Source organism: Polyangiaceae bacterium, assembly GCA_020633205.1.
Classification (GTDB): domain Bacteria; phylum Myxococcota_A; class Polyangia; order Polyangiales; family Polyangiaceae; genus JAHBVY01.
Map to the genome: position 1 here is coordinate 875,673 of JACKEB010000012.1, position 26,081 is coordinate 901,753.

Here is a 26,081-nt window from a genome sequence, read left to right on the forward strand (position 1 = left end):
TCGCCGCTGCAAGGAGGTGAACCCTCTCCCCCCGATCCAAACCTGCAGGCTCAGTGACGCCGGTCGAACGGATTCGACGTGGAGACCGGCGCCGTTGCCGGCGGCTTGGCGGTGGCTGGCGGCTTGGCGGTGGCTGGCGGCTTGGCGGTGGCTGGCGGCTTGGCCGTGACGGGCGGCGCAGTGACCGGCGGCTTCGCGGTCGTCGGCGGCTTGCCCGTGATCGGCTTGGAGATCGCGGTTGGGTGCGCTGGGACCTGAGCCGTCGGGACCTGAGCCGCAGTCTTCACCGCTTCGGGTTCTTTGGGCGGATCCTCCGCGGTGGTCCCTGATAGCTCAAGCTCGCTCGGCTTCTCGGCTTCGGCGGTTGGCTTGGCTTCAGGGTTCTCCGGAGCGCTGATGGGTGCCTGACCTGCCGTGGGATCCGGTTGCTCCGCGGAAACGCGGGATCCGAGGCTCAAACCGAGCACCACGCCGACGCCAATCAGCGCGGCAACGCCAGCGCCGATCACCGCGCCCCAGCGCTTGCGAGGCGCGGGCGTCTCCGAGGTGCGCACCAGCGCGTCGCCCGTCGTGGTCAGCGCTGGCACCGACTCGATGCCACTTGGCCCCGTGGTGCTTGCGTCGGGAGCGCTGGTGGCGGGCACGATATCAACGCTGTGCACGGACGGTGCGGTGATCGTGGGCGGCGCGCCGCCTGCGACCGACGGCCGGGGCAGGCTGAGGGGGCCGGAGAGGTCCATCGACTCCTGGGCCTCCCGCAAGCCGCCTTGCATCGCACGCGCATTGTCCCAGCGATCGAGCTTCTTGAAAGCCAACGCGCGGTCCACCAAGCGCACCACCGGCACCGGAAGGTTCGGGCAAAACTGCGCGACGCTGGGCGCGTCATTCGTTGCCGCGAGGATCAGCTGCTCGTTGATGGTTTCCGCCTCGTGGACGTAGCGCCCGGTGAGCAGTGTGAACAGCGTCGCGCCAACGGCCCACAGATCCGTGCGCTGATCGACCTCTTCCAGCCGGCCGAGCGCTTGCTCCGGTGCCATGAACGCCGGCGTGCCGAGCAACGACCCGACCTTGGTGGTCGCGCCCGTTTGCTTCGAGAGCTCGCGCAGCCGCGCGATGCCAAAGTCGAGCACCTTGAGCCGCCCGTCCTTGGTCAAGAACAGGTTCTCAGGCTTGAGATCCCGATGAATCACGCCCTTGGCGTGGGCTGAAGCCAGCACGTCCAGCAGCTGATCGACCACCGGGAGTACCTCGCTCACCGGCAGCTCGTGACCCTTTCGCTCCCAGCGCGCCTCGAGGGTCTCGCCCTCGAGCAGCTCCATGACCAAGAACGCGGCGCCGTCTTCGGTGACGTCGTCGTCGAATACCTGCACGGTGCCTGGATGGTCCACCGTGTTGGCGACGTACCCCTCGCGCAGGAAGCGCGCGGTCACCTCGGCGTCGAGAGCGACCTCCGGGTGCAGCATCTTGATCGCGACACGGCTCTGATTGCGATGAGTGGCGGCGTACACCGTCGCCATTCCACCTACACCCAGCACTCCATCCAGGGTCCACTTCCCCTTGAGGGTTGTGTTCACTCGATGTCGAGCTCGGTCAGAAACGTCTTCGCGCAAAGCCATGCGGCTTGTTCCGGGGAGTGTGGGCGCCGCAGCTCCGTTGGAGTGCGGCAACATCAGTTCGTGCTCCGCAGCCAGAGTGGGCTGGGAGGCAGCTGGGAGGACTTGTGCCTGGCAGCGTACCCCGGGTGTGACGGGTGACGCCAGCCCGGCCGTATGGCTGAAACGTACGTTTGTCCCGTCACTTGTCTTCCCCGACTTTGCATCGCTCCGACTGAGCGGTTTCGGGGGCGCCGAGTGAGGCAGCGCACGCAGCCGCTTCCCCGAACTGGGCAGTCGAGATCCCGGTTCGTCGCTGGCTGCGGGTTGGCGCTGTGGCTGGGGCATAGTGGCTCGGAGTTCGGTGTGCGGGGCCGTTTACGGGGGCGCGAACGAGAGCGATTGGCTTGCAGAACGCGCTGGAATCGTGGGCCTTACACCGCCTGGGCTGCGAAGTTGCCCAGGCTCAGATGCGGCGCTCGGTGAGCGTTGGTTCGAAGCTAACCAACTCGCGTCCGCGTTTCACGTGTGGATATTTGTTTGTTCTTTCTGCCGCTTACCGCGCCGCGGAAACACCAATCGACCCAGGGCCACTGGATGATTCCCGCGCGGAAATGTTGCTGGGTCCCTTAAATCTTTCTTTCTTGGGGGTGAGGTCAGCCACGTGCGTTGCCGTACGTAACCGGCCCTGCCCTCGCCCGCCTCCAGACAAACAGCTTGGGATGATCGTTCCCACGCTTTTGATCACTCGCGTTCTTGCACCTGGTGGGCGCATGTAGGTGAATGCGTGTTTGCGACATCCGCCGCAGAAAACTGCTGCATTTCGCGCCAAGAAAGCCCACGGAACACAGCGCCTTCCTTCAACGCTCAACCGCACGGATTCGATCTATCCGCAGCCTTTCCGCGCTCGGAAATTCTCTCGGTGCCCGCTCACCGCGGGCGAATTTCAACAAAGTGATGCGTCGGGGGAATTTCGGGGAATGGTGACTGGGGGCTCACGTATGATGCTTGGCCTTACCGGAACCCATGCGAGGGAGGACCGACCGATGAAGATGATCAACTGGAAGCAGCGCACCCTGAAGACCCTGGGCGCCGGAGCGGTACTCGCCGGCGTGTTCTACGCCGGCATGGCGTTCGCGGCGGTAGACCCAAAGCTCGCGGACGCTGATCGCACGCTGGACAACACGATCGCCTTGCTCCAAGCCGCGCAGAACGAGGGCGTCAAGCCACCCTTCGGCGGCCACCGAGCCAAGGCGATCTGGCATGCGAAGCAGGCTAAGAAGGAAATCGCCAAAGCCCAGAAGTACGCCGAGAAGCATCAACCGGGGGACGACTCCAAGAAGGACAAGAAAGATCGGGGCCACAAACGGCACTGATCCCGGACCACCCCACATCCCACGACCCCGTGCCTCGCCGCCGGGGTCGTGACGCGTGGGCCCCTTGGATCCCCACACGAGCACCGGGATGGAGTAACTTCAGGGCACATGATGGGCCGCGGACTTCTTCGCTTGTCTTCTGCTGTGGCGCTGCTGGGCGGCATCGCTGCCTCAGGCTGCTTGGTTTCCTTCGACGGCTACGAGAAGGCTGACCCAGGTGGCACCGGCGCTCAGGGGGCGAGTGGTGGTGCGGGGAGCGGCGGAACCGCTGCTCAAGGCGGATCGGCGGGCGTTGGCAATGGCGGGGCTGGCGGCTCTGCGGCTGATGGCGGCAGTTCTGGCGTCGGCAACACCGGCGGTGGTGGCACGGGCAACACTGGAGGCGGTGGCTCGGCTGGCGTTGGCAACACGGGAGGCGGCGGCTCGGCTGGCGTTGGCAACACGGGAGGCGGCGGCTCGGCTGGCGTTGGCAACACCGGAGGCGGCGGCTCGGCTGGCGTTGGCAACACCGGAGGCGGTGGTACGGGTGGCGCTACGACTTGTCCCACCAATCTCAAGGGACCGGCCATGAGTCGGATGACCCTCGGTGGTAGCGACTTTTTCTGCGTGGATACTACGGAAGTAACCAACGCCCAGTACGCCGAGTTCGTCTCATTTGGCAACCTCGGCGGACAGCCAGCGGAGTGTGCCTTCAACAATACGTACGCGCCTACGCTCGGTGGCCCCTGTACGGTCCTTGACTACGATCCAGCAAGTAAGCCTAACTACCCAGTCAGCTGCGTCGACTGGTGCGACGCTTACATGTTTTGCCAATGGTCAGGGAAGCGCCTATGCGGATCTCTCGGGGGCGGAAGCGTTCCAGCGGGGGACCGCGCCAAGGCCGCGGTTGACCAGTGGTACAACGCATGTAGCCTGAATGGCACACGTGCATTTCCGTACGGCAGCACGTATCAGGAGGGACGATGCAACGACCTCAGCTCTACCGGGGTCGGACCGTTCATCTGCGGCGCTTTCAACACGTGCTCAGGCAGTTGGATCGGTGAGGCGCCCGTATACGATATGAGCGGGAATGTCGCAGAATGGGAGGACTCTTGCTCGGGGAATTCCTGCGCGGCACGAGGAGGCGACTGGAACGCCTACCAATCCACGGCGTCCTGCGCTGCGGTCATGACGGCCAATCGGGACGTTCGAGACGATAACGTCGGCTTCCGCTGCTGCTGGGACCCGCCCACCAACTAACACCCGCCGCAAAGACGGGCTGCTGTGGAGCCATTTCGTGCTAGGCAGCGATGGTGCGCGTTGCGCTGTGCTTCTCTGCGGTTCTCGCCATGGGCTGCTCGTCACTGATCGGTCTTGATGAGTTCAAGCCTGATCTCGGCACCGGAGGTGCTGGCGGCAGTTCGGCTGGAATCGGCAACACTGGAGGCGGCGGCACGGGAACCGGCAACACCGGAGGTGGTGGCACGGGCAACGCAGGCAATGGCACTGGGAACACGACCAGCGGTGGCGCCGGCAACGCGTCGGGGGTTGCCGGGAACACAGGCAGCGGCGGTGCCGGCAATGGTGGCGGTGGTACGGGTGGCGGCGGTACGGGGAATACAGGCACCGGCGCTAGTGGTGGGACAGAGTCCGGCAGCGGTTGTCCCTCGACCCTCAAAGGGCCCGCGATGAGCCGGGTTCATCTCCCAAATGACGACTACTTCTGCATCGATACCACGGAGGTCACCAATGCCCAGTACGAGGAGTTCGTCACTTTCGGAGACCTTAAGGGACAACCGACGGTATGCTCGTTCAACCAAACCTACGAGCCCGCGCTGTCGGACACCTGTACACTCCTCATTAACTACGATCCGGGAAACAAGCCAACCTATCCAGTGGCGTGCGTGGATTGGTGCGACGTCTGCCAGTGGGCAGGCAAGCGACTATGTGGCGCAGTCGCGGGAGGTTCCACTCCAGCCTCAAGCAGGGCCAACCCAAACATAGACCAATGGCACAACGCCTGTACACTAGGCGGAAGTCGAACGTATCCATACGGCAACACGTACACCGAGGGTCGCTGTAACGACCTCACAGCGGCTACGTCCGGGCCCTTCCCGGTTGGAGGCTTCCCTCAGTGTTTCGGCAACCACCCCGGCGAGGCTCCGGTATACGACATGAGCGGCGACTTGCAGGAGTGGGAGGACTCTTGCTCAGGGAACTCGTGCGCAGCGCGCGGAGGGGACTGGCTGGGCTACGAGGGCACCGCAGCCTGCGCTCAAACCGACACCGCCAACCGCGATGTTCGCGACCATCACCGCGGCTTCCGCTGCTGCTGGGACCCGCCGAACTGAGACTGTTCGCTTGCCGCTACTCGAAGCGCTTTCGCGCTAGCCCGACCAGGTGGCTCGGGATCTGCGTCAGCCGTTGCTCCAGGGGCGACGCCGGGTAAGCGATGGCGCAGTGGTTGACGAAGCGCACCAGATCCGTGAACTCCGGACGTAAGAAGCCTGCCACGTCTTTTTCCGTGGGGTAATCAAAGGCCTCGGCTTGGTCGATCCAGCCGCCGGGTGCGAGGAACCTTTGCCGGTATTCGGAGGCCTTAGGGAGCACGCGGTCGATCCAGCGGCGTTGGCGTCGCGCCTGGCGGGTCGAGCCGTCTTCGATCGCCAGGGTGTAGCGGCGTAGCTCTTCGAGGCCGCCCGGCACGCTCTGCACCAGCTGCAGATCGAACGCTGGCATGCCCTCGTGGTAGACGAAGTTCAGGTGCCGATAGAGGCTCACTGGCTTCGCATGCAGACCATGCCCCACGCGGAAGTGATCGAGCCCCACGTTGGCCAACACGACCGGCGTGCGCAGCAGCGGATGTCCGAGCAACGCCCCTTCGTAGCGCGCGTTGTCTCCAGCGTCCGGCGCCACCACGTACGGCGCCATTTCGAGCTGCCCCTGCCAGAGCTGCCACGTCGTCGGCAGCTTCGGGATCAGTCCCCGCTCGATGAACACCTGGAGCCGCTTCCTCGGATCCCGCAAGCCTCGCATCACAGGAATGTACCGCCCCGACGCACGACCTCGCTAGTGTCGCGTCTCTTGCGCGCTTGCTCGTCTGCTCTGCGTATGGGAAGCGGCGCCGAGGGCAGACTCGCTCGGCGCCGCTTGGCCATCAACCGTGAATCCCGCCACGGAATCCCGCCACGGAAACCCGAATCCGCCACGGCCACGGCCACCGCCGCTGGAAGTAGCCCCTCAAGGATCCAAAAGTCGGACCGTTCTCGAGGCTTAGCCGCATGTCTCGATCTCAGCACCCTGCCTCCGCCCTCGTTACCGCTCCTTCATCCGTGCCGATAGCGGTGCATGAACGACCGGAGGTGCAGCTGCCAGCGAATGACGTGGTGCCCAGCTCTCAGAGCCGTGCCTTGCTCCTCGAGTATGAGTTGCGCCGGCTGCGAGAGGAGCGGGACATCGTGCTCCTGCGAAACGTCGATACGCGGTCGGTGCTCGGGATCTTATGCGACTGTCCTCGCCCCCAACTCGAGCCGGGACAGGTGCTGATCCGGGCCGGAGAGACGGAAAACCGCATGTACCTGCTGCTCGATGGTCGGCTCCGGGTACACGTGGACAGCCTGCAGAACGACCCGGTGGCGGTGCTGGAGCCCGGTGAGACCGTCGGCGAGCTTGCGTTGCTGGACGAGAAACCCCGTAGCGCCTTCGTCGTGGCGGACACCCCAGCGACCTTGCTCGAGCTCGATTGCGATCTGTTTTGGTCCCTCGTGCACAGCTCCCATGAGGTGGCGCTCAACCTGCTATCGATCCTCGCGGAAAGGCTCCGCGGGAGCAACGGCACCGTGGCGCAGAGCCGGAAGCTCGCCCAGGAGTATCAGCGTCACGCGAGCGTGGATGGCCTGACGGGTCTCTACAACCGTCGCTGGCTCGACGACGTGCTGCCGCGACAGATCAAGCGCAGCGCGATCGCGGGGGAACCGATGTGCGTGGTGATGATCGACGTCGACCACTTCAAGCGCTTCAACGACGAACATGGCCATCGCGCCGGGGACTTCGTGTTGTTCAGCGTTGCGCGCGTGCTACGCGAGCGCTTTCGTCCCACGGATCTCGTCGCTCGCTACGGTGGTGAGGAGTTTTGTGTGGTGCTTCCGGATACGGATCTCCAGGGCGCGCAGGCGGCTGCGGAGCGCGTACGTGAAGCCGTGGCGCGGGCGAGTCTGGACTACGAAGTTCCCCTGCCCTCGGTGACCATTTCCGTCGGGATCTCCCTGGCGCAGCCGGACGACGCGCAGGGCAGGCTGATCGAGCGCGCAGACGCGGCGCTCTATCGGGCCAAAGCATCCGGCAGAAACCGCGTAGAGCTCGCGCCGACCGTGGGCGCTGCCGCTGACGCGGCTCCGGAGGTCTAGTGCAGAGCACTCCGCCAGCAGCGCTGCTCCGGCTGCCCCCAGCGCGACCACCGATGATCCGCTCACTGCGGCCGACGGTGCCCTACGACCCGCGGGCGGCAGAGCCCAGCGAGGCGCCCCAAGGCGTGGGCGATGGCGTCGCGTGGGTTGGCCGCGGGGGGATCCGCGCGTCCGCTTGGCTGTGGGGAGTCGCCGCCTCGCTCCCGCGCAGCATCGCCGCAGTGCTGGCTGCAGACGCTTCCGCCCGGCGCGAGGTGCGCCGCGCCAGCGTCGAGGGCGTGTTCGAGGTCGCCTACAAGAGCCTCCCGTTGCTGCTGACGGCGGGCGCCCTCGTGGGTGCGCTAGCCGCGCTGCAGGCGCGCATGGTCGCTCCCGGCCTCGACAGCGGTCGCCTCGGACAAGTCTTGGTGACGCTGGTGGTGCGGGAGCTTGCGCCGCTCCTCACGGCTTGGGTCGTGGCTGCCAGGAGCGGAACGGCGATGGCGACCAGCCTCGGACTGATGCGTCAGCGGGGTGAGGTGTCCGCGCTCGAAGTGCTCGGCATCTCACCACAGGCGCTGCTGGTGTTTCCGCGCCTGGTCGCGAGCGCGCTGGGTGTCCTGGTGCTGGCGATATACTTCGGGTTGTGCGCCTTGGTTGGCTCAGCGTTGGTCGCGTCTGCGCAATCGACCGGCGCCTTGGCTGAGCTGATGGGTGGGCTTGGGCGGTGCCTGGTTTGGCAGGACTTGCCGCTTTTTATCGTCAAAGCCTCGGGCATGGGCCTCTTGACCGGGCTCATCAGCTGTTTTCAAGGGCTGCGTGAAGACGCGGACGCCGCGAGCCTTCCAAGCCACGCGGGCAACGCGGTGGTCGGGTCGCTGATCGCCTGCGGAGTCCTCGATCTGGCGCTCACCGGCGTCTTCTACTGGCTCAACCCGGCGGGCTTCAGGTGATCTTAGAGGCGCGTAGCCGAAGCTTGGTAGCGGCACTGGAGTTTCAGAACGTTTCCGTGCGGCGTGGCGAGCTACGGGTGTTCGACCACGTTCAGCTCAGGCTCGAGCACGGGAGCTCCGCGGTGGTCTTTGGGGAGAACGGTGCCGGCAAGAGCACCCTGATTCAACTGGCTAGCGGACAGCTGAAGCCAGACACCGGAAGCGTATGGCTCAGCGGCAGGCGGAGCGCGGTAGAGCTCGCAGGGCGCCTCGTCGCAGACGGAACCCGCGTCTTCACCCTGCTCGAACAACCGGGACTGGCACCGGGGATCTCGGCGCTAGACAACGTGGCGCTGCCACTTCGCTACCACGCGAGCGCGCTCAGTCTGCACCCTGAGCAGGCTCCGAGCCTGGCCCGAGAGGCCCTCGCCGCCTTGGGCGTCTACCCGCCTGACATCCACTCGCTGCCCGACAGATTGTCATTCGGGACCCAGAGGCGAGTCGCTCTGGCACGCATCCTCGCGCTCCGCCCTCACCTCGTGTTGCTCGATGACCCGCTGCTCGGGGTCGACAGCGAGAGCTGCCAGATCATCGAGGGTGTGCTGCGAAGCTGGGTGCGCGACCCAACGCTCAGTGTTTTCTGCACGACGGGGGATCGTGGGCTCGCCGAGCGACTCGGCACTCCGCGCCTGGATCTGACGCCGGACGGGCTGGTCGTCGATGGGATGCTGCTCGCCGACGCGCTTCGAGTCGCAGCGTCCTCCAGGGGCGCGGCTCGCTTTGACGAGACACAAAGTCAGTCGAGCGAGGCAGCTGGCGACGCAGGAATGCTGCACTAGTATTCTGGGTTCAGGACACCGCAACGCGCGTCGCGCTGCGCGTCGAAGGAACCCGTGAATCAACGACTCCGCGAACCCACTTCTCAGCTCCCCGTGATCCAAAGTGCCCTGGCCGGGGTAGTGCGCGGGCAGCCACGAGCGATCGAGCTGCTTCTCACAGGGCTCCTGGCCGGGGGCCACGTGCTGATCGAAGACGTACCCGGAGTGGGCAAGACGACCCTCGCCAAGGCGCTCTCGCGGGTTTTCGACGTGGAATTTTCACGCATCCAGTTCACGCCAGATCTGCTGCCGGCAGACGTGCTCGGGTCTCAGGTGCTGAACCCGAAGGACGGCAGCTTCAGCTTCCAAGCAGGGCCAGTGTTTACCCACGTCTTGCTGGCGGACGAGATCAACCGCGCTTCCCCGCGGACTCAATCTGCGCTGCTGGAAGCGATGAACGAAGATCAAGTGACGACCGACGGTGTCACCCGCAAGCTGCCTCACCCATTCTTCGTGATCGCCACCCAGAACCCCGTGGACTTTCAGGGTACCTATCCCCTCCCCGAAGCTCAGCTGGACCGCTTCGTCCTGCGTTTTGGCCTGGGTTATCCGTCGTTCGATGAAGAGCTGGTCATGCTTAGCGACCGCAAGCGGAGCGACCCGCTAGAACAGCTCTCCCCCCTCGCGAACACCGAGCTCTTGCTGGAGCTTCAGCGTGCAGCGCGCGAGGTCGAAGTGAAGGAAGCCGTGAGTCGCTACCTGCTTGCTCTCGTCCGGGCCACCCGGGAGCGCCCGGAGCTGACCCTGGGAGTGAGCCCCCGCGGTGCTCTGGCGCTGACGCGCGCGTCGCAGGCTCGAGCGCTGCTCCACGGTCGCAGCTTCGTCACCCCGGACGACGTTCAAGCGCTCACGGAACCCGTGCTCAGTCACCGGGTGTTACTGAGTCGCGACAGTCGCTTCGGCGGCAGTGATGCCGTGGGGATCTTGAAAGAGGTGCTGCTGCAGGTGCCGGTTCCGACGTGAACCTCGCGCGCCTGAACCACATCCTGATCCCCTCGACGAAAGAGGGACGCGATCGTGTCCGCGCCGGTTGGGCGGTGCGGATCTTTCGACCTCTCACCTGGTTCGGTGAAGCGACGACTCGGGAAGGGCGCTTCTTGACTCTGCTGGTGATGGCGATCGCCCTCGCGAGCGTGGACGTGCAGTCGACTCAGGTTTTCCTGCTCTGGGCGGCGCTATCCGGGATCCTCTTGGCGAGTCTGGTCGGGCGCCACTTCTTCAGGTTGCAGCAGGTGAAGCTGCGGGCCCAGTGCCCGCACCGCGTGACCGAAGGCGAAGCCTTGGAGATCCGCCTCAGCGTCGAGAACAACAGCGACGAGCCTCACCAGGCGCTACGCATCACCGGACCGTTTTTGCCCTGGGATGGCGCATGGGTCAGCCCTGCACCGCGCATCGCCGAGCTAGAGGCAGGGGCGACAGCAGAGCGCACGACCCACGCCCGCTTCATCGAGCGCGGCGAGCACCACTTGGACGTGTTCAGCGCGGCGTGTTTGGTGCCTTTTGGCCTGGCTCTGGGGCCCAGCGTGGAGAGCGATGGCTGCCGTTTCACGGTCCTACCGCGACCCATCCAGGTGCGCTCCCTCGCGCTCTCCCAAGCGACGTTGGATGCTGGAGCAAAGCTCGGCGCCAAAGCCAGCCGTGGGCGAGGTGCAGGGCTCGAGCTCTTGGGGGTGAGAGGGTACCGCGCCGGGGATCCAGTGCGAGATCTCCACGTCAGAACCTGGGCCCGCACCGGCAAGCCTCACGTCCGCGAGTATCAGCCGACCTACGAAGGGCGCTACTTGCTCTTGCTGGACGCCGCGGGCGCACGGGACGAGCCCGCTTTCGAGGCCAGCATCCGCCTTACCGCGGGGATCTGCACGCTATGGACAGATCAGGGACAGATCTGCGATTTGGCGGTGAGCGGAGAAGCCGCTGTGGTGCACGGCATCGGCTCCTACCGCGAGTCACTCACGGCGGCACTGGATCGCCTGGCACGTGTGGCGCCAAACAGCTTGCCCATTGAAGAGGTGCTCGAGCGCATCGCAGCGCTGACCAGTGACGAGGTGGAGGCAATCGTCGTTGTCACCTCCTCAGCCGAGCGACAGCGACGCATCAGCGCGATGTTGCGCGGGCTGGGTCATCCTTCCCGAACTCTGTGCTTGGTCAAGCGACGGGTAGATCCCGACCCTGACCAGCTGCTGGTGTCGGAGGTGATGGACGGTCGCGAGGTCGCGCTGTGACGCGCTGGACCTCGGTTGCGGTGAGCCTGGTCGGCCTGACGGCCCTACTGGTCGGTCCGATGCCCGTGTTGGCGCTGATCCCGCTATTGATGAGCGGGATCCACGTCGCGCTCAAGCGCGCCATCAAGCTGAACACGGGCTCCGAGTTGATGCTGGAGCTGAGCCTGTTCGCTTTGTGCGTCGTGGTTGGGGTCAACATCGATTTGATGCCTTCCCCGATCGGTGAGGCGCCGATCTTGCGAGGCTGGGCGACCTTTGGCTACGGCCTGCTGGTCATCGCAGCGTTGCGCTTGTGGGTTGAGGGAGCGCGCGGCGGCACGCCCGCGACCATTGGTATCGCACTCATCTCAATGGCCGTGTGGGGCGGCAAAAACACTGGCTGGTTCTATCCGCTGGTGATCGCGCTCTTCCTTGGCTTTGCGGCGTTCGCCCTGCGGGCAGCTGACGCCGGGCGTCCGCAGCTCAAGGTCCTGAGTCGGCGTCACGTCTCTCAAGTGTTCGTCGCGCTCACGCTCGCGCTCACCACGGCCACCGCGGCCGCAGTGACGCTACCTCCGCTCCACAGCTGGGTCGTGAAGCGAGTGATGCGCGGTCTCCCCAACAAGTCCGGCTTCAGCTCGTTCCTGTGGCTCGGCTCGATGAAGGGCATGCTGCAATCCGATCGCATCGTGATGCGGGTTCGGGGCGCGGAGACCAACTACCTGCGCGGCATCGTCTACGTGGAGTATAGCCACGGCGCTTGGACTCGACGTGATGCGGACAAGCAGGTGCGTCCGGTGCCCCGTTCATTGCCGTCGGGAAACAACGTCACCGAGATCGAAGTCGTAAGGGACGGTCCCAGGTACTTCACGCCCCTCGGTACCAGCGAGCTGGCGGCTTCCACGGGCTTCGTTGCGCTGGACTCCGGCGGGATCTACGAGCCGGTCGCGGGCGACCCTGCAAAACGGCTGTGGCTCAGCGTCCGCCCTCCCGTCGAGGGCGAAAAGTCCCCGCAAACCGAGGCACCAACTCCCCTCGAGCGCAGCGTGCCGCCATCGCTGCTACGTCCTCTACAGCGTCTCGCCGTAGCTTGGACTCGCGGCACCAAGACTCCCAAGCAACAGCTCGAGGCCCTCGCGCTGCACTTGCGCTCGGAGTACGCATACAGCCTCGACTTCGAGCGACCGCGACGCGCGGATCCGGTGCTCGACTTCCTGTTCCGTGGCAAGCAAGGTCACTGCGAGTACTTCGCCTCAGCCCTTGCGCTGCTAGCTCGCAGCATCGGGATCCCGACCCGCGTGGTCGCTGGCTACAGCGTGAGCGAGTACAGCGAGGTCGGCGACTACTACCTCGTGCGGGAGCGCAACGCGCATTCCTGGGTCGAGGCGTGGACCGGGGAGCGCTGGGAAACGTACGACGCCACGCCAAGCGCGGAGATCTTTCCCACGAACCGCCGTACCGGCTGGCTACCAGGGGTCGTCGACTGGTTCGGCGCGACCTGGTCGCGCTTCATGGATTGGCTCCTAGAGCGCGAACTGAGTGAAGTCCTCAGCGCCCTGGGCGCGGCCATCGCGTTGCTTTTTCTCGTGCGCTTCCTGCGCCTGCGGCGGAAGCGCGCGGATACGCTCGGGCGGCTGCTGCACGACGGTGTCGGACCGCTCCCTGGCTGGGTCGCGCTCGAACGCGCCCTCAAGGAGTCGAGCCTTGCTCGTTCCCCCACGGAAACTCCTGAGGCCTGGGGGAAGCGCCTCTCCCCCGCCTTGCCGGTTTTCGGCCCAGAGCTGAGCCAGCTGGCCGCCGAATACAGCGCGTTCCGCTATGGCGCCCAAGGGGACGCCGAAGAGCTCGAGCGGCGCTTGCGAGATCTGGCACTTCGGGTCACACGTGCGCCCCGCCAGCGCATAGCTCGCGAGCCCTGACTCCTTTCTCGACCCCAGCGCGGGGCCGCGCTAGCATCCATTCGCTTCGCAAGAACCTGGCTCATGGCTGATCCTCCCCCCTCCCTCGAACGCACAGCGCTGCAGTTCCCCAGCGATTGCCCGGAGTGTGGGGCGATTTTTCCCGCTGGCACTCAAGCCAACACGGACTGCCCGACCTGCCGCGCCAAGGCTCAGGAGAACGCCCGCGTAGCCCTCGCACGGGCCCAGGCGAAGCAGTGGGCAGCTGAGCTCAAAGCCGCTCAGGAGAAGCACGCCCGGGTCTACAGCCAGGCAGGGCCAGCCGCCGTGCCGGCTCCGAACAGCCGCGCCCCACGCCAGCGCAAGGGCTCCGTCCCGACTCTTGGTACTCCGCAGGCAGCCCAAACTCCCGCCGCCCCCGAGGCCTCGGTCGCGTCGGGTTCGGGTCAACACCGGCTGCAGCTGATCAAGGCGCTCACGGACTCGATCGTCCAGTCCTCGAGCATTGGCGACAAGCGGGGTGCCCGCCAGGCCTACGAGGCACTGAATCGCCTACTCCCCGAGGAGTAGCGCTCCCTTCGGGGCCAGAGATGGCGTGGTGCAGTGCCTCGCGGATAGAAAGTGCGCTCAGTCGTCTTTCTTGGGGGTGAGGTCAAACGTTCCGTGACGTCCGGCGCCTCCAGCAAAACGTGCGGCGCCAGCACCGGTCTCCCCCGAACGGATGACGTTCAGCCCACCGAGGGTCTCTTCCCGCAGTGCCGTCACCCAGTCCAAGTCCCAGGCTGCGTACGCGCTCTTGCGATCTGCCCGCATGCATCCTTGGGGAAACGCATTCAGCTGAGCGCACAGTTCCAGGGCCGTTTGGAGCGCCTGACCCGGTTCGCAAACCCGATTCACGAGTCCCATCGTGAGCCCCTCTTCCGCGCTCACCGGTCGCCCCGTCAGGATCAAATCGAGGGCGCGGCTCTGCCCGATCAAGCGCGGCAAGCGCACGGTGCCGCCGTCGATCAACGGCACCCCCCAGCGCCGACAAAACACGCCGAAGGTCGCGTCACGAGCCGCCACTCGCAAGTCGCACCACACCGCCAACTCGAGTCCGCCGGCGACCGCGTAGCCCTCGACCGCAGCGACGACCGGCTTTTCGGTGACCAAACGACTCGGCCCCATTGGGCCATCGCCAGCGGGGTCGACCCGGTTGCCGCGTTCGCTACCGATCGCTTTCAAATCGGCGCCAGCACAGAAGTGCCCGCCACTGCCGGTCAAGATCAGGCTCTTGATCCGAGCATCGGCATCTAGCTCCCTGAGCGCGTCAACCAGCGCGCTCGCCGTCGGGCCGTCGACGGCATTACGCACAGCGGCTCGCTCGATGCGCACGACTCCCGTCTCACCCACGACCTGCCGACTCACCAACTCAAGCGCTGAGGACTGCTGCATGCGGCGCGCATAGTGACGCGAGCGGCTCTGAGCGCCAAGCGTGCTACACTTTAGGGTTGAAACACTTTGCATCGCTCGTCGCCTGCCTCGCGCTCAGTTGCGCAAGCGGTCCGCGCGCTGCACCTAGCGCCCCGGCGGCGCCGACCGCCAAGGAACCTGCGGCAAAGCCAGCCGTTCTCCCGCCATCAACGCCAGAGAAGCTCGCGAGCGCACCAGCGACGCAGTCCGCCGAGGGCGAGGCGTCCCCCAGCGCTGCGAACGATGGGACGACAACGCTCGTTCCGCCGCCTCCACTGGACCTCCCGGCGTCGCTCCCCGTGGGTGAGTTCGTGCATTTGGACACCCCGGACGGCGGACTCGAGGTGCTCCACGCCCCTGCTTCCGTACGGAGAGCCCTCGTCTACCTTCACGGCGCCTGCGGCAACCCCCGCGCCGCCGAAGCCTTCAAGCAGACCCTCGGCCGCTACGCAACGCTGATTGCCGTGTACGGCGAGCGCAGGTGCGGCAGTGGGCACCCAGGGCGCTTCTACTGGAATGGTCGAGCTGCACCCCTGATGCGTCGCATCGACGCGGCGCTCGCGGCGGTTGCTGACCAGCGGGACGGCTTGCTCGACACCCAGCAGCCCCTCTTGTTTGGCTACTCTCAGGGATCCGAGGTCGCTCAGTTGCTGAGCGAACGTTGGCCCGAGCGTTTCCCGGAGGTAATATTGGGTGGCGTCCCGTCGACGCCAAGCGTCCAGAGCTTGGTCAAGGCCCGCAGCGTCGCCATCGTGGGTGGTAGCCGCGAATTCCTGACCCCGATGCGCACCGGGGAGTGGCTCCTGACCCACAACGGGGTCAACGCCCGGCTCTTCGTGCTGAAAGGCGCGAAGCACGGGTCCTTTGGTAGCCACGCCGAACGAGACTTCAGCGACGTCTTCCAGTGGCTGCTCGCGCCAGGTGGTGCCGATCGCGAGAACTAGCGCGCGGAAACCTACTCGACACGCGCCAAAGCGCCATACGCCTCGGCAGGCCAAGGATATCTCGAAGCTTCGGCGCGACGGGCGCTGACAATCGACCCGGAGTGCCGTAGGCATTGGTCCATGTCGGATCCCCACACAGCCGTGCAGACCCTGCTTCAACGCCTTGACCTGGAGGAGATCGACACGAACCTCTACCGCGGCTTCAGCCCCATCGACGGTCGACCCCGAGTCTTCGGCGGGCAAGTGGCTGGCCAAGCGTTGGTCGCTGCCTGCCGCACCGTCGAGGGGCGCACCGCGCACTCGCTACACGCCTACTTCTTGCGCCCAGGCGATCCGGCGATTCCGATCATCTACGAGGTCGATCGCATCCGTGACGGTAAGTCCTTCACCACCCGCCGCGTGGTCGCATTGCAGCGGGGCGAAGCGATCTTCAGCATGGCGGTCTCTTTCCACGTCGAGGAGCCAGGGCTCGAGCATCAGGCGCCAATGCCCACCGCGGATCCTCCGGAGAGCGTGCCCTCCAACAGTCAGCGTCTCGAGGAAGGCTATCAACGCACCCAGAGCCCGCTGCTCGAGTTCCTGATGAAGCTCGAGCGTCCTATTGAACAACACGATCTGGACCCGGTAAACATCCTAGAGCCCAAACCCCATCGGGGCCTGCATCGCATCTGGTTCAGGAGCCGGGCCAAGCTCCCGGATGATCCGCTCCTGCATCAATGTGTGCTGACCTATGCGTCGGACATGTCGCTGCTCGACAACTGCATCAACTACCACGGCATCACCTGGTTCAACCCAAACTTGATCGCGGCCAGCCTCGACCACACGATCTGGTTCCACCGCCCTTTCCGCGCGGATGAATGGCTGCTCTACGCGATGGACAGCCCGAGCGCCGCTGGCAGCCGTGGCTTGAACCTCGCCCACGTCTACTCCCAAGACGGCACCCTAGTCGCCTCTGTCGCCCAGGAGAGTTTGATGCGGCTGGTCGACAAAAAGCGCTAACCGCAAAGGACGCGCAGACCGCGAGCGTCCAACGGCGCCACCATTCTCAAAGCGACTTGCGCCGCAGGGACTTCAAGGAGGGGAACCGCCAAGGACGCCAAGGACGCCAAGATTTGGGGGGCGTACAACTGGCCCGCCTCACTTCAGCGTCTTCCGCTGCGCGCGGTTCAATCCCCAAGATCCTTGGCGCTCTTGGCGGTCCAACAATCAAACGAGCTCAACGCCTCCAACCGCGAATGCGACCTTGAAAGCAACCACGACTCACGCAGCGAGGAAGGGCACTTCAGCGTCTCCCGTGGCGGTCTGTTTCAATCCCCAAAGATCCTTGGCGCCCTTGGCGTCCTTGGCGGTTCAACCATCGAGCAAACCCAAAGGGCTTCGGTCCGCGAAAACGGCACGCGCCGCTCTCCACGCACTGCAGACAAGCGCGCGAGCAGCGTCTTGAAAAGCTGTGGAAAGCTTCGGGTACGGCTGTGGGTTGGCTGTGCAAAAGCGGTGATCTCCCCCAAAAATCCAGCGCAAGGAGTCACCTGCCCCTTCCGTTCGAGGCGCGCTTGTCTAAGCCTGCCGACCGCGATGGCCAAGCTCTACTTCCGCTACGGCACCATGGACAGCGCCAAGACCCTGAACTTGCTCGCGGTGGCGCACAACTACCGCAAGCAGGGCAAGCGCGTGTTGTTGCTCAAGCCGAAGCTCGACGTGCGATTCGGTGCGGACACGATTCGCTCGCGCTCAGGACTCGAGGCGCCTGCAGACTTGCTGGTCGACCCCGACGCACCCCTCGACGTGGAGCAGCTCCGCGGCCTGAACTGCATCCTCGTCGACGAGGCGCAGTTCCTCAGCGTGGCAGTCATCGAGCAGCTGCGTGAACTGACGACAGAGCTCGGGGTACCCGTGATTTGCTACGGGCTGCGGACCGATTTCCAGACGAAGCTGTTTCCGGGGAGTAAGCGTCTCCTCGAGCTCGCAGACAGCATCGAAGAGGTGAAGGTCACGTGTCAGTTCTGCGATCGCAAGGCGGTGTTCAACCTGCGCATGGCTGACGGCCTGGCCGTGGTTGATGGTCCGCAGATCCAGCTCGGCGCCGATGAGCGCTACGTTCCCGCTTGCTGGCGGCACTATCGCGGTGAAATGGAGAAGGCTCGCCTCGCCGCCGCTCGGACTGAAGAGCACAGCGCCGAGGCTGGCGATCCCGAAGCTGCGTCCCTATAACCTCCCCTCTGCTCGCAGCGCGCATGCCGCACCAACCGCGAGCGTGAGAACCGGACAGCGCAGCAGCGAGGAGGGAACCATGGAACTACGCAGGCTCGGTAACTCGGGGCTGAAAGTCAGTGTGCTCAGCTTGGGCGCGATGACCTTTGGTGAATCAGAAACCTTCATGAAGGGCGTCACCTCGGGTGACGATGAAGCGCGTCGCATCTTCGACGCCGCGATCGACGCTGGCGTCAACTTGGTCGACACGGCGAACGTCTACAGCGAGGGCCGCTCGGAGGAACTCACGGGCCAGTGGATCGAAGGCAAGCGCGACCGCGTGCTGCTAGCGACCAAGTGCCGCTTTCCAATCGGTTTTGGCACGCGACCCGTGGGTCCCTACGACATGGGGCTCTCTCGCAAGGCGATCTTGGATGCCTGCGATGCCTCGCTCAAGCGCCTGAACACCGACGTCATCGACCTCTACCAGGTGCATATGCAGGACGGCTCGGTGCCGATCGAGGAGACCTTGCGTGCCCTGGATGATCTCGTTACCGCGGGGAAAGTGCGCTACATCGGCTGCTCGAACTACGCAGCCTATCGCCTGGTGGAGTCGCTGTGGGCCGCGGACAAGCTGCGTACACACCGCTACGCTTCTGTCCAGCTGCAGTGGTCTCTCGCGGTGCGTGACGCCGAGCGTGAGGTGATCCCGGCCTGCCGTCACTTCGACATCGGCACGCTGATTTGGTCCCCGCTCGCCCGCGGCTTCTTGAGCGGTAAATACAAGAAAGGCCAAAAGGCACCAGAAGGTTCGCGCCTCGAGAGCTGGCAAGACAGCTACGCCCAGTTCGACAACGACCGCATGTGGAACCTGATCGACGTGCTTGGCGAAGTCGCGCAGCGCCACGAGACGACCCACGCCGCGATCGCCCTCGCCTGGCTGCTGAATCGCCCCGAGACGACCAGTGTCATCATGGGGGCGCGCACCATGGATCAGCTCAACTCAAACCTGAAGGCGGCCAACGTCAAGCTCACCCAGAAGGATGTGCAAGCGCTGGATGACGCGTCGAAGCCCGCCTGGGGTTACCCGTACGACTTCATCGCCCGCCTGGAACAGTGGTAGTTCGTCGCTGACCCTCAAACGCACGACGCCGCGTATCGCTTCCCTGCGGTACGCGGCGTCTCTGTTGCTCGCTGCCTTTTCAGTGTCCGCGTGCGGTACGCGCGTCCAAGATCTTGGCGAAGGAGCGCAGCAGCATCTCCTCCTCGGTCAGGCCAGTCACCTTGAGTTCTGGCAGGCTCACGGCGCCGCAGGCCAGCCCACGCAGGAAGTAGTTCAACAGGCCCTGCCCCGTCGCGGCGTCGTCGAACACGTTGCCCACCAGCGTCGCCTGCGCTGCCTTGTCGATGAAGTTGCCCAGGCGCTCCGCCGCCGCAGAGAAGCCGCTCAGGAAGAAGGCGTAGAGCGCCGCGTAGCGCACCGGCAGCTGCGCCGGATGCAAGTCCCAGCCCTGGTACACCCCGAGCCGGAGCGAGCGCTGGATGTGGCCGTACGCGATCGCCCAGGCGCGATGTACAGCCTCGACGTTCTCCCGCTGCTGCTGCGCCGTCAGCGCTTCACCCGCTGCCGCGCGGTGCGGACCAACGGGCATGATGTTGGTGGCGCCGTCCGACAGAAACACGCCGGTGTTGGCGAAGCAGTTCTTCATCAGCAGCACCGCGAAATCACACGCCGGGTGATCCATGGTCTGGTACGCCGCGGTGATGTTGCAGGACGCGGTGTAGTCGTAGGTTCCGAAGTGCGCCCCGCTGCAACGCCCCTCCGCCGCCTGAAGCAGGAGCGGCAGGTTGTTGTTGCCGAAGCGGTCGAAGAAGGTCGCCGTCAGCTCCACCATCAGCTCGAGCTTCAAGCTCTTCGGTTCCAAGCCAAGACGCGACTCCAGGCGCTCGAACAGGCGCACCAGCGCAGTGACTTGCTCCGGCACCGGAACCTTGGGCAGCGTCACCACGAAGCCCTCGGGGAGTTTCCCTGCGGTTTGAACCAGCGTCGTGATGAACAAATCCAGGGTGCGCACGGCGCGCAGCTTCAGCTCTTCGTTGAGCGGCTTGATACGGATCCCTACGAACGGAGGCACGATGCCCTCCGCCATGGCCTTGGCCAGCTCCTTGGCGGCACGCACCGCGACTTCATCCTCTTCGGCGTCCGGGCGATTGCCGAAGCCGTCCTCGAAGTCGATGCGCATGTCCTCGACGGCTTCTCGCTCGAGCTTGGCGCGCACCCGCTCATACACGGTGAGCGCCAGCCAAGCTGCCCGGTGCTCTCCCTCGAAGGCCTTCGGATCGGCCTTGAAGCGCGCAACCAGCGGCGCTTGCGTATCCAGCGTGGTCGGCAGCTCTTGAGCGCCCTCCATGCCCACGGCCCGCGCGAAGCTGAAGGCGTCTGGCCCGAAGTCATCCAACGCCCGCAGGGCGAGCTGGCCTAGGCGCTGGCCGGTTTCGGCCTTGAACAGCTGGGCGCCGCCATAGATGGTGTGCACGGGTTGGCGCGTCGGTAGATCCCCAGGGAAAGCGGCGGCGTAGGCCAGGTTGGCCTCGGACAGGCTCTTCAGATCAGCGGCGGCGTCTTCCGCCAAGGTGCTTTGATAGGTGGTCATCTCGTGGTCACAGTCTTTGTCGCCGAACGCCTCTCGTGTGCGTTCGGGTTTGGGGGGGAGGAGCGACGCAAGGTCGCCTTCATCAATCGAGTGGTCGCTTCAGCTACCGCGGTAGGTGCTGAAGCCGTAGGGCGCCAGCAATAGCGGCACGTGGTAGTGCTCCGCGGCGTCGCGCACCCGGAACACGATGCTGGCCTCCGGATAGAAGCTGCTGCGCCCCGTCCCCTCGAAGTAGGCGTCCAGAGCAAACGTCAGGCGATACTCGCCGGCCTCGAGGCTGGCCGGCGCGAGCAACGTCGAGCAGCGCCCGTCATCGTCCGTGGTGCCCTCAGCCAACGCCTGCCAGGCGCCGTCACGCCGGACTTCTAGGTTCAGGGCCACGCCCTTCGCGGGGCGCCCCAGGGCGGTATCCAGGACGTGAGTGGTGATGGGTGAGCGGCTCATGCGAGTTTCTCCAGGCGAATGCGGGTGATCTTGGCTTGTTCCCCCGCGGCAATATCTAGCTCCGCCTCCCGCGTGTGTGGCAGGCGGGCCTCGAGCAGCGCGAGCATTTCCTCCGCGCTCTTGCCCGTGGCACAAACGATGAAAATGAAGCCAAACTTGGCTAAGTACTCCCGGTTCTTCACCGCCAAACGCTGCAGCGTGGCCTCGGAAGCGCCTGCGACCTGGGCCTGCTCCGAGCCGGACCAGGTCGCGCTCTGGGTGCCTGCTGCCACGTGGGCGGAGGCGGCGAACTTCTTGCGGAGCGCCTCCAGGTCGCCGCCGATCTGCGGGTGGCCAGCGAACGCTTCCAGGCGCTCCTGCTCGCTCGCCTGACTCCATAGCGCGTGCGCGCGCTGCTCCAGCGCCGCCCCATTGGAGAAAGGCGCCTGCGCTCCGAGCTCCGACGCCCAGCGCTCACAGTGGCAGCAGCTGAGTAGCGCCGCGACTCGCGCACTGGGGCTCAGCGTGTTCAAGTGTTGCGCCGCTTCATCGAGCCCCATCAACCCTCCAAATCCGACTTCAGCGGCAGCTCGCTGGTGGGGCTCGGCTTACCGTAGATCCTCAGGCGACTCACCCCGCCATCCGGGAAGATCTCGAGACGGACGTGGGTGAAGGGCCCCTCGGCCTTTAGTTCCTTACGGAAAAAGTGCCGCTCGCTCGCCGTCAGCTTCGACTCAGGCAAGACCAGCTTCCATGCCTTCGACACGATCAGCTCGGTAGTGCGCGCGCCAGGCGCGTAGATCCCCCACAGGGCGCAGCGGTCCGGGAAGTTACCCTTGAAGTGATTGGTGTCGACCTCGACCAACCCGACCTTTCCGGGTTCTCCAAGCTCTAGCAGGATCCAGTCGCTGCCCGGCGTGCGCCGCCGCTTGGTTTCCCAGCCGCCGCCCATATTGGCCGCGCGCCCCGGAGCCAGGAGGTTGTTCATGGGACCGAAGAAGGCATCGCTACACGCCAGCGCCTTGCCCCCACGCCGCAACGCAACCAGATCGACTTCGCCGGACCAAAGGCCTTTCACGCCGGGTTCTTCAGGTGCCTCCGAGAGACTAGGCGCCGCGTGCCCCCACAGCCTGAGCCGGGCTACACCGCCGTCGGGGAAGATCGACAACCGCACGTGGGTGATCGCATCCCCTGAATCCGAGAGGAACAGGTTCTGGCGGCCAGGGCCGAGGGGGATCTGGTTCAGGAGCGGCGCCCAGCCGAGCTTGGGGTCGCTTGCCTTTGGCTTGTGGCGCAGCTCTTGGTAGGTCGAAGCGCTCGGCGCCACGATGCCTTCCAGCTCCGCAAATGGCGGGTGGTTGCCCAGGAAGTGCGCGGTGTCGATGTCGATCGCGCGCACGGATCCAGGGACACCGAGGCGCAAGATCGCCTGATCGGCGTGGTACTGATCGTGCCCTTCACCGCGCTTGCGGCGGCTCTCCCAGCCGTCCATCCACTTGCCGCGATCGGTGTATTCATCGGGGAGGAACACCGCCGGGGCGTCCTTGACCAGGTTCGTCGCCTCGGCGAAGAACTCGTCACTGCTCCCAAGCACTGTGGCGCCCAAACCTTCGCTGGCGAGGTTGATGAGCCCAGTGAAGCCAACCTGGTGGCTTTGCTGCATGAAACTATCTCCTGTCGACTAGGGGCCGCCCAATGGCAGGTCCAAAGCGCTCGGTGGTAGGCGCGTCTGAACCGGCTGAAGCGGGAGCCTCGAAGATGACATGTCCTCGAAGCCACGTCTGCTGCACTCGCCCCCGTGCCTTGCGGCCGATGTAGGGCGACAGCTTGTGCTTGAAATGCAGCCTTTCAGGCACGACCTCGTACTCCACATCGGGGTCCCAGACCACGAAATCTGCGTCACATCCTGGAGCGATGCGGCCCTTGCGAGCGAGCCCGGCGAGCTCAGCGGGAGCTTGGCTCATCCAGCGAGCCAACTGAGCGATCCCCGCGCCCCTCCGCTCAGCCTCCAACCACACCGCGCCGAGGCCTAAAGACAGCGAGGCTATCCCGCCCCACGCTTGGCCAAAATCGCCGCTCTCGCGCTGTTTCAGCGCCGGCGTGCACGGCGAGTGGTCCGACACGATGCAGTCGATCAGGCCAGCCTCTAGCCCCTGCCAGAGCAGCTCCCGATTGGCAGCTTCGCGGATCGGGGGCGCACACTTGAAATGCGTCTCCCCGTCCCCGATCTCTTCGGCGGTCAAACACAGGTAGTGAGGGCAGGTCTCTGCCGTCACGGGCAGGCCCGCCTGCTTCGCAGCGTCGATGAGCGGCAACGCCCCGGCGGCGGAGAGGTGCACTACATGCACGGGACAACCGGTTTCCCGGCACAGCCTGATCAAGAGTTCGATAGCCGCGATCTCCCACTCCGGTGGCCGCGAGCTCAGGTAGCTCCCGTACGCCCGGGGATCAGCGCTCGCTGGCGGGGCACCGATATCAAGCTCCGCGTGGGCGATCAGCGGCACGCCGGCTCGTTCGAGCTCCCGCATCGCCTGGCGCAGCTCCGCCTCGCCTACCTCGGGGAACTCCTCGATCCCCGAATCGATCATGAAGGCCTTGGCTCCGCGCACTCCCGCTTCCGCAAGGGAACGCAACTCCGCGGCATTGTGGGGCACCACACCGCCCCAAAAGCCCGTGTCCACGAACAGCTCGTGCTCTCCGGATCCGGCCAGGGCCTCGAGCTTCTGATCCAGCGCGTGGGTGGAGGTGGTGACCGGAGAGCAGTTCAGCGGCATGTCGACCAGGCTCGTGATGCCGCCGCTCGCTGCGGCCTTCGTCGCAGTGACGAAACCTTCCCACTCCGTGCGTCCCGGCTCGTTCACATGAACGTGGGTGTCCACCAGGCCGGCCATCAGCACCGCTCGACCCAAGTCGTGGATCGGCGTCTCTGGATTGAGCGACGCGTCGACCGGAAGCACCGCCTCGATGCGTTCCCCGCGGACCACCACCGTGGCTCCCTCGAGACGCCCATCCAACAGCACGCGCTCGGATCGGAGCGCGAACGTCGACTCGGCGTTGCTCATTCGACTTCGAACTCGGTGGTATCGAAGCTCTCGAGGCCGTGAAAGTACTGCTCGAGATCTTCCAGGTAAAAGCTTCGCGTGATCCCCGACACGATGCGGGCGACCGAGTACTTCATGCCGGAGATGCTCGAGCCACCAAAACCCATGCTGAGCCAGCTGCCGAACGTGTAGTTGAACACGTGGCGCACGTAGGCATCCGCCTCGTTGCGTGGTTCGAACTCGAAATGGCTCCCAAGATACGGGTGCCGCAGCAAGTCCGCGTGGGCCTGGTCAGGCGGCGGAGTGAAGGCATCTCCCCAGCGCTGGAGCTTGCTCTCCATCTCAGAAAGCTCCGGGCGCCGCGCGAGATCCGTGACGAAGCCCGTGCCGACGATCAGGAAATCGAGGTCGTAGCTCTCACCCCCCGCCTTCAGGATCATCCCGTCCGCGGTTGCTTCAACGTGGTCGACACCGCAGCCGGGGTGCAGGTGGAAGCCGCTGTGGCTCGTTGCCCTACGGAAAGTGTCCGCTGGTGGCAGCTGGCCCATCTTGACGATCTGCTGCACGAAGCGCCAGCGCTGAGCGTCGGGCATATCCGCGTGATGCTTCAGGAAGCCCACGAATTCCGCCCAGCGGTAGGGGTTCACGGTCACCAGGCGCTTGCGGCGAAAAAACAGATGAACTTCGGAAGCTCCGGTCTCGAGGGCCACGGAGGCGTTGTCGAAAGCCGACGCTCCGGCGCCAATCACGCCGATGCGCTTGCCTTTGAGCGCTTCGAAATCGATCGGCCAGCGGGTGTGTGCGTAGCGCTCCTTGGGCAACGCATCGCGGATGATCGCGGGCACCGCCCAGTCACCGGAGCCCTCGATGCCCGTGGCCAGCACGACCCGTCTTGCCCACACCCGCTCTTCGCCTTTGGGTGATGTCAGCGGGATCTCGAACAAGCCTGACTTCTCGTCGTAGTGGATCGCGCCCGCGCGCGTGTCACAGCTGAACTCCACGCCGAACATGCGACGCACCCAACACAGGTATTCGTTCCAGCTTTCCTTGGGGATCAGACCAAGCTCGTCCCAGCTGCCGGTGCCATGCTGCGCCTCGTACCAAGCGCGAACCGTCAGTGCGGGTACCTCTAGATCTGGACCGCTTACGTGCTTCGGCGTGCGCAGCGTGATCATCCGAGCGAAGGTCACCCAGGGTCCCGCCTGACCTTCAGGGTTGGCGTCCACCACCCGCACGCCAGTTACGCGCTCGAGCCCGAGCTTCGCCGCCACAGCGACTCCGCCCTGACCACCACCCACCACCAAAACATTGAGGGCTTCACTGCCGTCTGGTGCTTGGCGTGGGATGACCCAGTCGCGCCCTGGATAGCTGAGCAGCTCGAGCTCGCGCTTCACGCGTGCCTCCAGGGCTTCGAGCCCGACGCCGCCGAAGCATGCGTTATCGGAAATCAGCATCATGGCAGTTGTCCCTCCGCGAGAGGTGCGAGCGCGAGCATGCCCTTGTCGGCGATGAAGCTCACGATGTGATCCAGCCCCTGCCCAGTCTTCAAGTTGCTGAAGACGAAGGGCGCGTCCCCGCGCATGCGGCGTGCGTCACGATCCATGACCTCCAAGGATGCCCCCACATGGGGGGCGAGGTCGATCTTGTTGATCACCAGCAGATCCGAGCGAGTGATTCCTGGTCCGCCCTTGCGCGGAATCTTGTCGCCAGCAGCCACGTCGATCACGTACAGCGTGAGATCCGAGAGCTCCGGGCTGAACGTGGCGGCGAGGTTGTCCCCTCCGCTTTCGATCAAGATCAGGTCGAGCTCCCCCAGGCGGCTCGAGAGCTCGTCCACCGCGACCAAGTTCAGTGAGACATCTTCGCGGATCGCCGTGTGAGGACAGCCGCCGGTCTCCACACCGATGATGCGCTCCTCGGGCAACGCGCCGTGCCGTGTGAGGAACTGGGCGTCTTCCTGCGTGTAGATGTCATTCGTCACCACGGCGAGCCGAGTGCGCTCTCTGAGGGCGCGACACAACGACTCCACGAGCGCTGTCTTGCCAGAGCCCACCGGGCCACCGACGCCAACACGCAGCGGGCCATGGTTCGCTTGATTTGGGGGTGAGGTCCTCTGTGTTTCCATATGCAATTCTC

General features: G+C 65.2%; 24 protein-coding genes. 14 read left to right on the forward strand and 10 right to left on the reverse strand.

Annotated features, from left to right (window positions below):
- Window positions 1-50: 50 nt before the first annotated feature.
- Window positions 51-1,616, reverse strand: coding sequence for a protein kinase (locus H6718_15860; GenBank protein ID MCB9586874.1), 1,566 nt, complete (start codon window positions 1,614-1,616; stop codon window positions 51-53).
- Window positions 1,617-2,638: 1,022 nt separating this feature from the next.
- On the opposite strand from H6718_15860, the gene H6718_15865 reads away from it, so the two are divergent.
- The 3 genes from H6718_15865 to H6718_15875 all read left to right on the forward strand — a co-directional run bounded on the left by H6718_15865 (window position 2,639) and on the right by H6718_15875 (window position 5,298).
- The gene (locus H6718_15865) at window positions 2,639-2,968 is read left to right on the forward strand and encodes a hypothetical protein (protein ID MCB9586875.1); all 330 of its coding nucleotides are present in this window, start codon (window positions 2,639-2,641) and stop codon (window positions 2,966-2,968) included.
- Window positions 2,969-3,079: 111 nt separating this feature from the next.
- The gene (locus H6718_15870) at window positions 3,080-4,207 is read left to right on the forward strand and encodes an SUMF1/EgtB/PvdO family nonheme iron enzyme (GenBank protein ID MCB9586876.1); all 1,128 of its coding nucleotides are present in this window, start codon (window positions 3,080-3,082) and stop codon (window positions 4,205-4,207) included.
- Between the two features lie 89 nt (window positions 4,208-4,296).
- Complete coding sequence (locus H6718_15875) at window positions 4,297-5,298, forward strand: SUMF1/EgtB/PvdO family nonheme iron enzyme (GenBank protein ID MCB9586877.1); 1,002 nt, start codon at window positions 4,297-4,299, stop codon at window positions 5,296-5,298.
- Between the two features lie 16 nt (window positions 5,299-5,314).
- On the opposite strand, the gene H6718_15880 is transcribed toward H6718_15875, so the two are convergent.
- Entirely contained in the window at window positions 5,315-5,983 is a 669-nt protein-coding gene (locus H6718_15880; protein MCB9586878.1) for a hypothetical protein, read from the reverse strand.
- A 245-nt stretch (window positions 5,984-6,228) separates the two neighbouring features.
- On the opposite strand from H6718_15880, the gene H6718_15885 reads away from it, so the two are divergent.
- From H6718_15885 to H6718_15915, 7 genes are all read left to right on the forward strand, one after another.
- On the forward strand, window positions 6,229-7,353 hold the full coding sequence (locus tag H6718_15885; GenBank protein MCB9586879.1) for a GGDEF domain-containing protein: 1,125 nt from the start codon (window positions 6,229-6,231) through the stop codon (window positions 7,351-7,353).
- Entirely contained in the window at window positions 7,353-8,285 is a 933-nt protein-coding gene (locus H6718_15890; GenBank protein ID MCB9586880.1) for an ABC transporter permease, read from the forward strand. Before H6718_15885 ends, H6718_15890 begins: the two co-directional genes overlap by 1 nt.
- Window positions 8,282-9,103 (forward strand): ATP-binding cassette domain-containing protein, encoded by an 822-nt coding sequence (locus H6718_15895; GenBank protein MCB9586881.1) that lies wholly within the window; start codon window positions 8,282-8,284, stop codon window positions 9,101-9,103. Before H6718_15890 ends, H6718_15895 begins: the two co-directional genes overlap by 4 nt.
- A gap of 54 nt (window positions 9,104-9,157) precedes the next feature.
- A complete protein-coding gene (locus H6718_15900; GenBank protein ID MCB9586882.1) occupies window positions 9,158-10,105 on the forward strand; it encodes a MoxR family ATPase in 948 nt (315 codons plus the stop codon).
- A complete protein-coding gene (locus H6718_15905) occupies window positions 10,102-11,364 on the forward strand; it encodes a DUF58 domain-containing protein (GenBank protein MCB9586883.1) in 1,263 nt (420 codons plus the stop codon). Before H6718_15900 ends, H6718_15905 begins: the two co-directional genes overlap by 4 nt.
- A complete protein-coding gene (locus H6718_15910; GenBank protein MCB9586884.1) occupies window positions 11,361-13,262 on the forward strand; it encodes a DUF4129 domain-containing protein in 1,902 nt (633 codons plus the stop codon). Before H6718_15905 ends, H6718_15910 begins: the two co-directional genes overlap by 4 nt.
- A 63-nt stretch (window positions 13,263-13,325) precedes the next feature.
- Window positions 13,326-13,811 carry a hypothetical protein gene (locus H6718_15915; GenBank protein ID MCB9586885.1) on the forward strand — a complete coding sequence of 162 codons (486 nt, stop codon included), beginning with the start codon at window positions 13,326-13,328 and terminating at the stop codon, window positions 13,809-13,811.
- 57 nt (window positions 13,812-13,868) lie between these two features.
- Here H6718_15915 and H6718_15920 read toward each other — a convergent pair whose 3' ends face one another.
- The gene (locus tag H6718_15920) at window positions 13,869-14,675 is read right to left on the reverse strand and encodes a crotonase/enoyl-CoA hydratase family protein (GenBank protein ID MCB9586886.1); all 807 of its coding nucleotides are present in this window, start codon (window positions 14,673-14,675) and stop codon (window positions 13,869-13,871) included.
- A gap of 56 nt (window positions 14,676-14,731) precedes the next feature.
- Between H6718_15920 and H6718_15925 the strand changes: the two genes are divergently transcribed.
- The 4 genes from H6718_15925 (at window position 14,732) to H6718_15940 (ending at window position 18,950) form a co-directional block, all read left to right on the forward strand.
- On the forward strand, window positions 14,732-15,637 hold the full coding sequence (locus H6718_15925) for an alpha/beta hydrolase (GenBank protein MCB9586887.1): 906 nt from the start codon (window positions 14,732-14,734) through the stop codon (window positions 15,635-15,637).
- 120 nt (window positions 15,638-15,757) lie between these two features.
- The gene (locus H6718_15930) at window positions 15,758-16,636 is read left to right on the forward strand and encodes an acyl-CoA thioesterase II (protein MCB9586888.1); all 879 of its coding nucleotides are present in this window, start codon (window positions 15,758-15,760) and stop codon (window positions 16,634-16,636) included.
- 576 nt (window positions 16,637-17,212) lie between these two features.
- The gene (locus tag H6718_15935) at window positions 17,213-17,848 is read left to right on the forward strand and encodes a thymidine kinase (protein ID MCB9586889.1); all 636 of its coding nucleotides are present in this window, start codon (window positions 17,213-17,215) and stop codon (window positions 17,846-17,848) included.
- A gap of 79 nt (window positions 17,849-17,927) precedes the next feature.
- On the forward strand, window positions 17,928-18,950 hold the full coding sequence (locus H6718_15940; protein ID MCB9586890.1) for an aldo/keto reductase: 1,023 nt from the start codon (window positions 17,928-17,930) through the stop codon (window positions 18,948-18,950).
- 79 nt (window positions 18,951-19,029) lie between these two features.
- Here the strand turns inward: H6718_15940 and H6718_15945 are convergent, their stop codons facing one another.
- The 7 genes from H6718_15945 to ureG form a co-directional block, all read right to left on the reverse strand.
- On the reverse strand, window positions 19,030-20,481 hold the full coding sequence (locus H6718_15945) for a phosphoenolpyruvate kinase (GenBank protein ID MCB9586891.1): 1,452 nt from the start codon (window positions 20,479-20,481) through the stop codon (window positions 19,030-19,032).
- 99 nt (window positions 20,482-20,580) lie between these two features.
- Window positions 20,581-20,925 (reverse strand): hydroxyisourate hydrolase, encoded by a 345-nt coding sequence (uraH, locus tag H6718_15950; GenBank protein MCB9586892.1) that lies wholly within the window; start codon window positions 20,923-20,925, stop codon window positions 20,581-20,583.
- Window positions 20,922-21,464, reverse strand: coding sequence for a 2-oxo-4-hydroxy-4-carboxy-5-ureidoimidazoline decarboxylase (uraD, locus tag H6718_15955; GenBank protein MCB9586893.1), 543 nt, complete (start codon window positions 21,462-21,464; stop codon window positions 20,922-20,924). Before uraD ends, uraH begins: the two co-directional genes overlap by 4 nt.
- The gene (alc, locus tag H6718_15960; protein ID MCB9586894.1) at window positions 21,464-22,567 is read right to left on the reverse strand and encodes an allantoicase; all 1,104 of its coding nucleotides are present in this window, start codon (window positions 22,565-22,567) and stop codon (window positions 21,464-21,466) included. The genes uraD and alc overlap by 1 nt, the downstream gene beginning before the upstream one ends.
- Window positions 22,568-22,571: 4 nt before the next feature.
- On the reverse strand, window positions 22,572-23,966 hold the full coding sequence (gene allB / locus H6718_15965) for an allantoinase AllB (GenBank protein MCB9586895.1): 1,395 nt from the start codon (window positions 23,964-23,966) through the stop codon (window positions 22,572-22,574).
- Entirely contained in the window at window positions 23,963-25,402 is a 1,440-nt protein-coding gene (locus H6718_15970; protein ID MCB9586896.1) for an NAD(P)/FAD-dependent oxidoreductase, read from the reverse strand. The genes allB and H6718_15970 overlap by 4 nt, the downstream gene beginning before the upstream one ends.
- A complete protein-coding gene (ureG, locus tag H6718_15975; protein ID MCB9586897.1) occupies window positions 25,399-26,070 on the reverse strand; it encodes an urease accessory protein UreG in 672 nt (223 codons plus the stop codon). The genes H6718_15970 and ureG overlap by 4 nt, the downstream gene beginning before the upstream one ends.
- Window positions 26,071-26,081: the final 11 nt, after the last annotated feature.

Coding starts and splice junctions, on each gene's coding strand:
- H6718_15930 (MCB9586888.1), top strand. CDS start 15,758: ATGTCGGATCCCCACACAGCCGTGCAGACCCTGCTTCAACGCCTTGAC.
- allB (MCB9586895.1), bottom strand. CDS start 23,966: ATGAGCAACGCCGAGTCGACGTTCGCGCTCCGATCCGAGCGCGTGCTG.
- H6718_15870 (MCB9586876.1), top strand. CDS start 3,080: ATGGGCCGCGGACTTCTTCGCTTGTCTTCTGCTGTGGCGCTGCTGGGC.
- H6718_15935 (MCB9586889.1), top strand. CDS start 17,213: ATGGCCAAGCTCTACTTCCGCTACGGCACCATGGACAGCGCCAAGACC.
- H6718_15860 (MCB9586874.1), bottom strand. CDS start 1,616: ATGGCTTTGCGCGAAGACGTTTCTGACCGAGCTCGACATCGAGTGAAC.
- H6718_15920 (MCB9586886.1), bottom strand. CDS start 14,675: ATGCAGCAGTCCTCAGCGCTTGAGTTGGTGAGTCGGCAGGTCGTGGGT.
- H6718_15865 (MCB9586875.1), top strand. CDS start 2,639: ATGAAGATGATCAACTGGAAGCAGCGCACCCTGAAGACCCTGGGCGCC.
- H6718_15940 (MCB9586890.1), top strand. CDS start 17,928: ATGGAACTACGCAGGCTCGGTAACTCGGGGCTGAAAGTCAGTGTGCTC.
- H6718_15875 (MCB9586877.1), top strand. CDS start 4,297: ATGGGCTGCTCGTCACTGATCGGTCTTGATGAGTTCAAGCCTGATCTC.
- uraH (MCB9586892.1), bottom strand. CDS start 20,925: ATGAGCCGCTCACCCATCACCACTCACGTCCTGGATACCGCCCTGGGG.
- H6718_15885 (MCB9586879.1), top strand. CDS start 6,229: ATGTCTCGATCTCAGCACCCTGCCTCCGCCCTCGTTACCGCTCCTTCA.
- H6718_15970 (MCB9586896.1), bottom strand. CDS start 25,402: ATGATGCTGATTTCCGATAACGCATGCTTCGGCGGCGTCGGGCTCGAA.
- H6718_15915 (MCB9586885.1), top strand. CDS start 13,326: ATGGCTGATCCTCCCCCCTCCCTCGAACGCACAGCGCTGCAGTTCCCC.
- ureG (MCB9586897.1), bottom strand. CDS start 26,070: ATGGAAACACAGAGGACCTCACCCCCAAATCAAGCGAACCATGGCCCG.
- H6718_15945 (MCB9586891.1), bottom strand. CDS start 20,481: ATGACCACCTATCAAAGCACCTTGGCGGAAGACGCCGCCGCTGATCTG.
- H6718_15880 (MCB9586878.1), bottom strand. CDS start 5,983: ATGCGAGGCTTGCGGGATCCGAGGAAGCGGCTCCAGGTGTTCATCGAG.
- uraD (MCB9586893.1), bottom strand. CDS start 21,464: ATGGGGCTCGATGAAGCGGCGCAACACTTGAACACGCTGAGCCCCAGT.
- alc (MCB9586894.1), bottom strand. CDS start 22,567: ATGCAGCAAAGCCACCAGGTTGGCTTCACTGGGCTCATCAACCTCGCC.